General features: G+C 64.1%; 9 protein-coding genes. 6 read left to right on the top strand and 3 right to left on the bottom strand.

Annotated elements, in window-relative coordinates; all coding sequences use genetic code 11:
* On the bottom strand, positions 1-972 hold a 972-nt coding region (locus EOA85_RS22270), incomplete at its 3' end, for a DUF3422 family protein (RefSeq protein ID WP_127211187.1).
* A 198-nt stretch (positions 973-1,170) separates the two neighbouring features.
* Between EOA85_RS22270 and EOA85_RS22265 the strand changes: the two genes are divergently transcribed.
* From EOA85_RS22265 to EOA85_RS22255, 3 genes are read left to right on the top strand one after another with little or no spacing between them, the layout of a single operon-like run.
* Positions 1,171-1,974 carry an FCD domain-containing protein gene (locus tag EOA85_RS22265; protein ID WP_127211186.1) on the top strand — a complete coding sequence of 268 codons (804 nt, stop codon included), beginning with the start codon at positions 1,171-1,173 and terminating at the stop codon, positions 1,972-1,974.
* 56 nt (positions 1,975-2,030) lie between these two features.
* On the top strand, positions 2,031-3,167 hold the full coding sequence (locus EOA85_RS22260; protein ID WP_127211185.1) for an alpha-hydroxy acid oxidase: 1,137 nt from the start codon (positions 2,031-2,033) through the stop codon (positions 3,165-3,167).
* A gap of 35 nt (positions 3,168-3,202) precedes the next feature.
* Complete coding sequence (locus EOA85_RS22255; RefSeq protein WP_095519373.1) at positions 3,203-3,976, top strand: metallophosphoesterase; 774 nt, start codon at positions 3,203-3,205, stop codon at positions 3,974-3,976.
* A 26-nt stretch (positions 3,977-4,002) separates the two neighbouring features.
* On the opposite strand, the gene EOA85_RS39925 is transcribed toward EOA85_RS22255, so the two are convergent.
* Complete coding sequence (locus EOA85_RS39925) at positions 4,003-4,134, bottom strand: hypothetical protein (RefSeq protein ID WP_258124092.1); 132 nt, start codon at positions 4,132-4,134, stop codon at positions 4,003-4,005.
* A 283-nt stretch (positions 4,135-4,417) separates the two neighbouring features.
* Entirely contained in the window at positions 4,418-5,116 is a 699-nt protein-coding gene (locus EOA85_RS22245; protein ID WP_127211184.1) for a type 1 glutamine amidotransferase, read from the bottom strand.
* Between the two features lie 87 nt (positions 5,117-5,203).
* On the opposite strand from EOA85_RS22245, the gene EOA85_RS22240 reads away from it, so the two are divergent.
* From EOA85_RS22240 to EOA85_RS22230, 3 genes are all read left to right on the top strand, one after another.
* A complete protein-coding gene (locus EOA85_RS22240) occupies positions 5,204-5,851 on the top strand; it encodes a hypothetical protein (RefSeq protein WP_065010791.1) in 648 nt (215 codons plus the stop codon).
* 31 nt (positions 5,852-5,882) lie between these two features.
* Positions 5,883-6,617, top strand: coding sequence for a 16S rRNA (uracil(1498)-N(3))-methyltransferase (locus tag EOA85_RS22235; RefSeq protein WP_065010790.1), 735 nt, complete (start codon positions 5,883-5,885; stop codon positions 6,615-6,617).
* Between the two features lie 162 nt (positions 6,618-6,779).
* A partial coding sequence (locus EOA85_RS22230) for a glutamate-cysteine ligase family protein (protein WP_245485952.1) occupies positions 6,780-7,290 on the top strand: 511 nt, incomplete at its 3' end.

Genomic DNA, 7,290 nt, shown 5'->3' with positions numbered 1-7,290 from the left:
CTCCTCGACCGAACGGCAGGTGCGCATGGCGGGGGCGACGCGACGCTGCAGGAACCCGCCCCAGGTGTCGTAGCCGGGCACCGCCTCCTCCTCCAGCGCCTCCAGCCGTTCGCGGACGATGCCGTCATAGGCGCGGCTGGCGCCGAAGCGATAGAGGCTGGAGGCTGCATCGGCCTCCAGCTCGGCGGCGAGCTCGGTCAGGTCGGCAAGCAGCGTCTGGCTGTCGCGGGTTTCGGCGACTTTCATTTCCAGTGTGGTCTGCGCCAGCCTGTCTTCGATGCGGCGCGCGCGACCGGACTGCATCAGCGCCAGCGGCAGGCCAAGCATGGCCAGCGTGCGGTAGGTTTCGATATCGATCAGCCGCTGCGCCAGCGCGCCGGTGCGTGCCGGCGTCAGGCCGCGGTCGAGCACCAGCATGCGGGTCATGCCGTCACCGTCCTGGCGGAAATCGGTGACGATGGCGGCGTTGCCGCGCTCGACCAGCGAATAGCACAGGCTGGTCGGGTCGAAGCTGGCGATCAGCTCTTCGCTCGCCTGCGTCCATTTGCGGATTTCGAGCCTGATGCCGGAAATCACCGTTCCCGGCGGCGAAAACCCGTGGCCGAAAGGCGAATCTTCCTGGCGCTGGCCGCCCTCGGAGAGCGGTCCTTCCCACAGATAGGTGGAGAATTCCGTGTGCCGTTCCCAGCGCAGCGAGCCCTTGCCCCACTTCATCGCGTGGTGGCGTGCATGAGGGTCGGGCGCGGCGATGCCGAGCCGCCGCGACAATTCGGAAAGCACGGCCTGGTCGACGCCGGACCCAGCATCGGTCATGAAGGAAAGCTGCACCAGCACGCGCGGTTTCTCGACCAGCGGATGCGGACGGGCGTGAACCTCGCCGAGCGCGCCAGGCCGTCCCTGATGCGCGGGAAAGCCCATGACGCTGCCCTCGACGCGCGGCTGAAATTTGAGATTGGACGGGTCATCTGCCACGGCTGGTCCCCCGGGCCTGGTGCAATCGCGTCCCTCTAGAGCCAATTGCCGGGGGACGCAAACGACAAGTTAGCCGAAATCGATATGCCGCGACGACGTTGGACCCGGCCAAACCGACGAATTGGATAAATAATTTGACCAGTTGGCGACACTGGCTTTATCCTGCGCGACACCGGTTCAATCCCCAGGCCATCCCCGTTGAGCGATATTTTCTCCCGGATCGAGCATTCCCGCACCGCCGACGAGGTGGTGCAGCAGATCGAGAGCCTGATCCTCGAAGGCGTTCTGCGCACCGGCGACAGGCTGCCGGGCGAGCGCGAGCTGGCACGCCGGTTCGAGGTGTCGCGGCCGATCCTGCGCGCCGCGCTGAAGGCGCTGGAGGGGCGCGGGCTTTTGACGACGCGGCCCGGCGGCGGCACCCATGTCGCCGACGTCATCGGCCAGCTGTTCACCAAGCCGGTGACGGACCTGATCTCGATGCATCGCAAGGCGGCGACCGACTATCTGGAATACCGCCGAGAGATCGAGGCGGTGGCGGCCGAGTATGCGGCGCGGCGCGCCACGTCGGACGACCTGGCGCTGCTCGACCGCATCATGGCACGCATGGACGAGGCGCACCGGACCGGCAACTTCGACGACGAGGCGGAAATCGACGTCGAGTTCCACCACGCGATCTGCGAATGCGCGCACAACATCATCCTCCTGCACACGCTGCGCTCGTGCTACCGGCTGCTGTCGGAGGGCGTCTTCCAGAACCGGCTCTTGGTGTTCAACGTGCCGGGCGCGCGCGAAGCGCTGCTTTCGCAGCACCGGGCGATCTACGCGGCGGTCAAGGCCGGCGATCCGGCGGCCGCACGGCAGGCGGCGATGGACCACATCACCCATGTCGAACGCACCATGGCCGAGGCCGAGCGCAGCGGCGACTGGCAACGTGTGTCGCGGCTGAGGCTGATGCAGCGCTCCGAGGCCGGGGACAGCGAGCCGGCAAGAAAACGCTCATGAGCGCCGGCTAAGAAAAATCAACAACGACGAATTAGCGAACAATCAGCGGGAAGCCCATGAGCATGATCCTCACCATCGCCGATCTCAAGGACCTGGCGCGCCGCCGCGTGCCGAAGATGTTCTTCGACTATGCCGATTCAGGTGGATGGACCGAAAGCACCTACCGGGCCAACGAGGAGGATTTCCAAAAGATCAAGTTCCGCCAGCGCGTGCTGGTCGACATGAGCAACCGGTCGCTGGAATCGACCATGATCGGTGAGAAGGTGGCGATGCCGGTGGCGCTGGCGCCGACCGGTATGACCGGCATGCAGCACCCCGACGGCGAGATGCTGGCGGCGCAGGCGGCGGAGGAATTCGGCGTGCCGTTCACGCTTTCGACGATGAGCATCTGCTCGATCGAGGATGTCGCATCGGTGACCAAGAAGCCGTTCTGGTTCCAGCTCTATGTGCTGCGCGACAAGGATTTCGTTCTCAATCTCATCGACAGGGCGAAGGCGGCGAAATGCTCGGCGCTGATGCTGACGCTCGACCTGCAGATCCTCGGCCAGCGCCATAAGGATATCCGCAACGGGCTGTCGGCGCCGCCGCGCTTCACGCCGAAACACATCTGGCAGATGGCGACCAGGCCGGGCTGGTGCATCGGCATGGCCGGTACCCAGCGCCGGACCTTCCGCAACATCGTCGGCCACGCCAAGGGCGTCGGCGACCTCACCTCGCTCTCGTCGTGGACGACGGAGCAATTCGATCCGCATCTGTCGTGGAAGGACGTCGCCTGGATCAAGGAACGCTGGGGCGGCAAGCTGATCCTGAAAGGCATCCTCGACAAGGAAGACGCGCTGATGGCGGCCAAGACCGGCGCCGACGCGATCGTCGTCTCCAATCATGGCGGGCGCCAGCTCGACGGTGCGCCGTCGTCGATCGAGGTGCTGGAAGAGATCGCCGACGCTGTCGGTGACACGATCGAGGTGCATATGGATGGCGGCATCCGCTCTGGCCAGGACGTGCTAAAGGCGCTGTGTCTTGGCGCCAAGGGCACCTATATCGGCCGGCCTTTCCTTTACGGCCTTGGCGCGCTCGGCAAGGATGGGGTCACCAAAGCCTTGGAAATCATCCGCAAGGAGATGGACATAACGCTGGCACTGTGCGGAAAGCGTCTGGTAACCGACATGGGCAAGGATCAGCTTCGGCGTTAGACTCCCGTGACGGCATGATCACGGAGATGGACGCATTGATTGCCCCCGGCATCCACTTTCTCGACGCGCGCGGACCGGAAGGCATGCGCATCTATGCGGTCGGCGACGTGCATGGCCGGCTCGACCTGCTCGTCGCCATGTACCGCCGGATTGCGGCCGAGATCCGCCAGGCGCGGCCGGCCGACTGGCGTGTCATCCATCTCGGCGACTATGTGGACCGCGGCCCGGACTCCAAGGGCGTCATCGATTTCCTGATCGAAGTGCGAAAACGCGACCCGCGCCACCTGATGCTCGCCGGCAACCACGACATCGGCTTCCTCGACTTCCTCGATGCACCCGATGCGGACGGGCTTTTCATGCGCTATGGCGGCATCCAGACCGCGCAGTCCTATGGCGTGGTGCTCAATGAAGGCGGCGGTGCGTGGTTTGGCAGGTCCGAGGCGGCACTGCGGCAAGGCCATGCGGCGCTGGTCGAGGCCGTGCCGAAAAGCCATGTCGACTTCCTGCAGTCGCTAGCGTTTTCACTGACGTTTGGCGACTTCTTCTTTTGCCATGCCGGCATCCGGCCAGGCATTGCGCTGGAAAGTCAGAGCACGCAGGACCTGATCTGGATCCGCGATGTCTTCCACAATCATTCGGGCCTGCATCCGAAGATCGTGGTGCATGGCCACACGCCGGTTCCGGAGGCGGAGGTGATGGTCAACCGCGTCAATATCGACACGCTCGCCTACCAGACGGGAAACCTCAGCGCGCTCGTCGTCGACGGCGCGGACAAGCGTATCCTGGTGGTGTCAGGTGAGAGGGCCTAAAGCGCGTCGCGCTTCAAGTCTGTGTTTTAGCGAAGCGCGGCGGTGACGCCGTAGCCATCGACGGCGTTGTGGTTGTTGGCTGCGTCGCCGGCATAAGTGCCGAAGCCGCACAACACTATGGCTGACAACATGACAAAGGACAGAAGCGCTGCTTTCACGGACGTCATCTCTTGTTGAGCTCTCTTCATCTGTGCACGAGGCGGGTTACCAATGGGTTGAAACGGAAATACGTCTCAAAATTTCGACGATTTCGCGCTTCTAGGCAGTTTCTGTATCGGCGATGTGTCGCGCGAGTGAGACAAAGAGTTCATCGCGTTGCACGGAAGATGCAGAGCGCGTGCCTTCTAGGGTGGCGGGCGGCCACAAGCCAAGGACGAAACAAGCTGTCCACAGCGGATTTTTGCCAACGTGCCAAATATGCAACGTCGGGACCGACAGCCGTCAGATCGTCGCCACCCAGGCGCGGGCAATGGCCAGCCCGGCGGCATCGGCATCCCGTCCGTGATGGGCCATTTCGTCGTCGAGCCGAGTGCTCCAGTCCGGGTGCCGTTCGGCAATGAGCGATGCGAAGGATGAGCTCCAGTCGCGGACCATCGGCCGGTCCGCCTCGAAATGGAACTGAAAGCCATAGACGGCGCGGCCCATGCGAAACGCCTGGTTCTCGGCTACTTCGTTGCCGGCGAGCCGCACGGCACCTTCAGGCAAGGCAAAGGTGTCGTCGTGCCATTCGAAGATGGGGAAATTTTCCGGCAGCGCGGCGAGCACCGGATCGGCCTTCGCCGCCGGAGTGAGCGAGACCTTGTGCCAGCCGAATTCCGAGGCGCCGCCGATCCGGTTCTCGCCGCCGAAGGCGCGCGCGACCAGTTGGCTGCCAAGGCAGATACCGAGCACGGCGCGATCCTTGTTCGCAAAATCGCGCGTCAGGTCGAGCAGTTCAGGGAAATACGGGCAAATCTCGTCGTCCAGCGCATTCTGGGCGCCGCCGAGCACGACCATGGCGTCGTGCGCATCGCTGTCCTGCGGCAGCATCTCGCCACAATAGGGCCGGCGCAGGTCGATATCGGCGCCCGCCTCGACTAGCGCTGCGCCGATCTGGCCAAGGCCCTCACTGTCGAAATTCTGGACCACCAGCACCCGCATTGAAAAACCTGCTAACATGAAAATGATGCGTCGAGCGATATCATGCCGCCGTCATTTCGGCCAAGATGCGTATTCGGGGAGAAAGCTATGCCACTGCAGAACCGCGTAGACCCGTTCGGCGTTCTCCGCGCCGTGCCGGAGCGTGGCCGGTTGATGGGCAATCGCGGTATCATCCATGACCCCGAAACGAAGACGCTGCTGAAAAAGCGCTGGGCACTGCAGGCCTGGATCATCTGCGTCTGTGAATTCCGCGATGTACGGCGCGAGCCGATGGGCCGAAACAGGAACGGTGGCAAGACCGGCTGGACCGAGCTGTTTTTCCTGGACGAGGTCACAGCGCTCTCGGCCGGGCATCGGCCTTGCTTCTTCTGCCGGCGCGAGCGGGCGGGCGACTTCGTCCAGCGCTTCGGCGTGGCCTACGGCATTGCGGAGCCGCGCGCACCGCAGGTTGATAAGCGGCTGCATAAGGAGCGGCTGGCGGCAGGTGGGCGCGCACCGGTCGTATCCGCCGAAGAGCTTGCCGGGTTGCCGGACGGCGCCATGATTGCGGAAGGGGGCAACGCCTACGCGATGCGCGGCCGCAAGGCGCTTCGCTGGTCGTTCGCAGGCTATGGCGATCCGGTGGGGTTCGGTGGTTTTGCCGTCCGTCCTATCCGCCTGCTCACGCCGGCAACCACCGTTTCCGTGCTGCGGCAAGGCTACGAACCGGTCTGGCATCCCTCGGCTGAGACTTGACGCCAAGGTTTGGCTCGCCCATTCCTCGGCAATGCGCGCCAATTACAAGATGCAGCGGCTGTTCGTGCCGAACGACCTCGGGCCGGAAGCCGAGTTCGAGGCGAGCCCGCAGCAGGGTCATTACCTGATGCATGTGCTGCGGCTCGGCGAAGGCGCCGAAATCCTGTTGTTCAACGGCCGAGACGGCGAATGGTCGGCGGCAATCGCCGCGAAATCCAAAAAAGCGGTGCGGCTGAAGGTGCTGGCCTTGCAGCGGCCGCAGCCGCCGCTGCCCAATCTCATCTACTGCTTTGCGCCATTGAAGCAGGGTCGGCTCGATTATCTGGTGCAGAAGGCGGTCGAGATGGGCGCCGGCGTCCTGCAGCCGGTCATCACCCAGCACACGCAAGTGGCGAAGCCCGGCATCGAACGCCTGCGCGCCAATGTCGTCGAGGCCGCCGAACAATGCGGCATCCTGGCGGTTCCGGAGGTGCGCGAAGCGGAAAAGTTCGAGCGCCTGCTGGCCGGCTGGGACAAGGAGCGTCGGTTGATCTTCTGCGACGAGGATGCCTCGACCAACAATCCCCTGCCCGCGCTGCAAGCGGTGCGGGAGAAGAAGTTCGGGCTGCTGGTCGGGCCCGAGGGCGGGTTTTCCGACGAGGAACGAAGGATGCTGAGGGTGCTGCCTTTCGTAACCGCCATTCCGCTCGGTCCGCGCATCCTGCGCGCCGACACGGCTGCGGTGGCGGCACTGGCGGTGATACAGGCGACGGTCGGGGATTGGTGAAGATTCTCCCCTTCTCCCCCAGCGGGGCCCTTGCGGGAGAAGAAAGAAGCAGCGTCAATCAATTCCAGTTACCCTGTGGCTCAGGATTTTTCGCTTGATCGCCTACTGACATTTCGTCCATCTAGCGCCGGCGGTCGTCCGACCGCCTGCAGAGGACTTGTAATGGCGCGCGACACAACCGATTTCCGGCCGATCGAAGGCGTCGACGAGCTTGTCGAGCATCTGGCTGAAGGCAACAAGCCGCGCGACAAATGGCGCATCGGCACCGAACACGAGAAATTCCCGTTCTATGTCGACGGCAATGCGCCGGTGCCCTATGGCGGCGAGCACGGCATCCGCGCCATTCTCGAGGGCATGCAGGAAAAACTCGGCTGGGATCCGATCATGGATGCCGGCCGCATTATCGGGCTGGTCGAGCCGACCGGCCAGGGCGCGATCTCGCTGGAGCCCGGCGGCCAGTTCGAACTGTCCGGCGCGCCGCTGGAGACGATCCATCAGACCTGCCGCGAAGGCAATGCGCATCTGGCGCAGGTGCGCGAGATCGCCGAGCCGATGGGCATACGCTTCCTCGGCCTCGGCGGCAGCCCGAAATGGTCACTGGCCGAGACACCGAAAATGCCGAAATCGCGTTACGAGATCATGACGCGCTACATGCCCAAGGTCGGTACCAAAG

Source organism: Mesorhizobium sp. M5C.F.Ca.IN.020.29.1.1 (genome assembly GCF_003997375.1).
Classification (GTDB): domain Bacteria; phylum Pseudomonadota; class Alphaproteobacteria; order Rhizobiales; family Rhizobiaceae; genus Mesorhizobium; species Mesorhizobium wenxiniae.
This window is presented reverse-complemented; position numbering and strand designations above follow the sequence as displayed.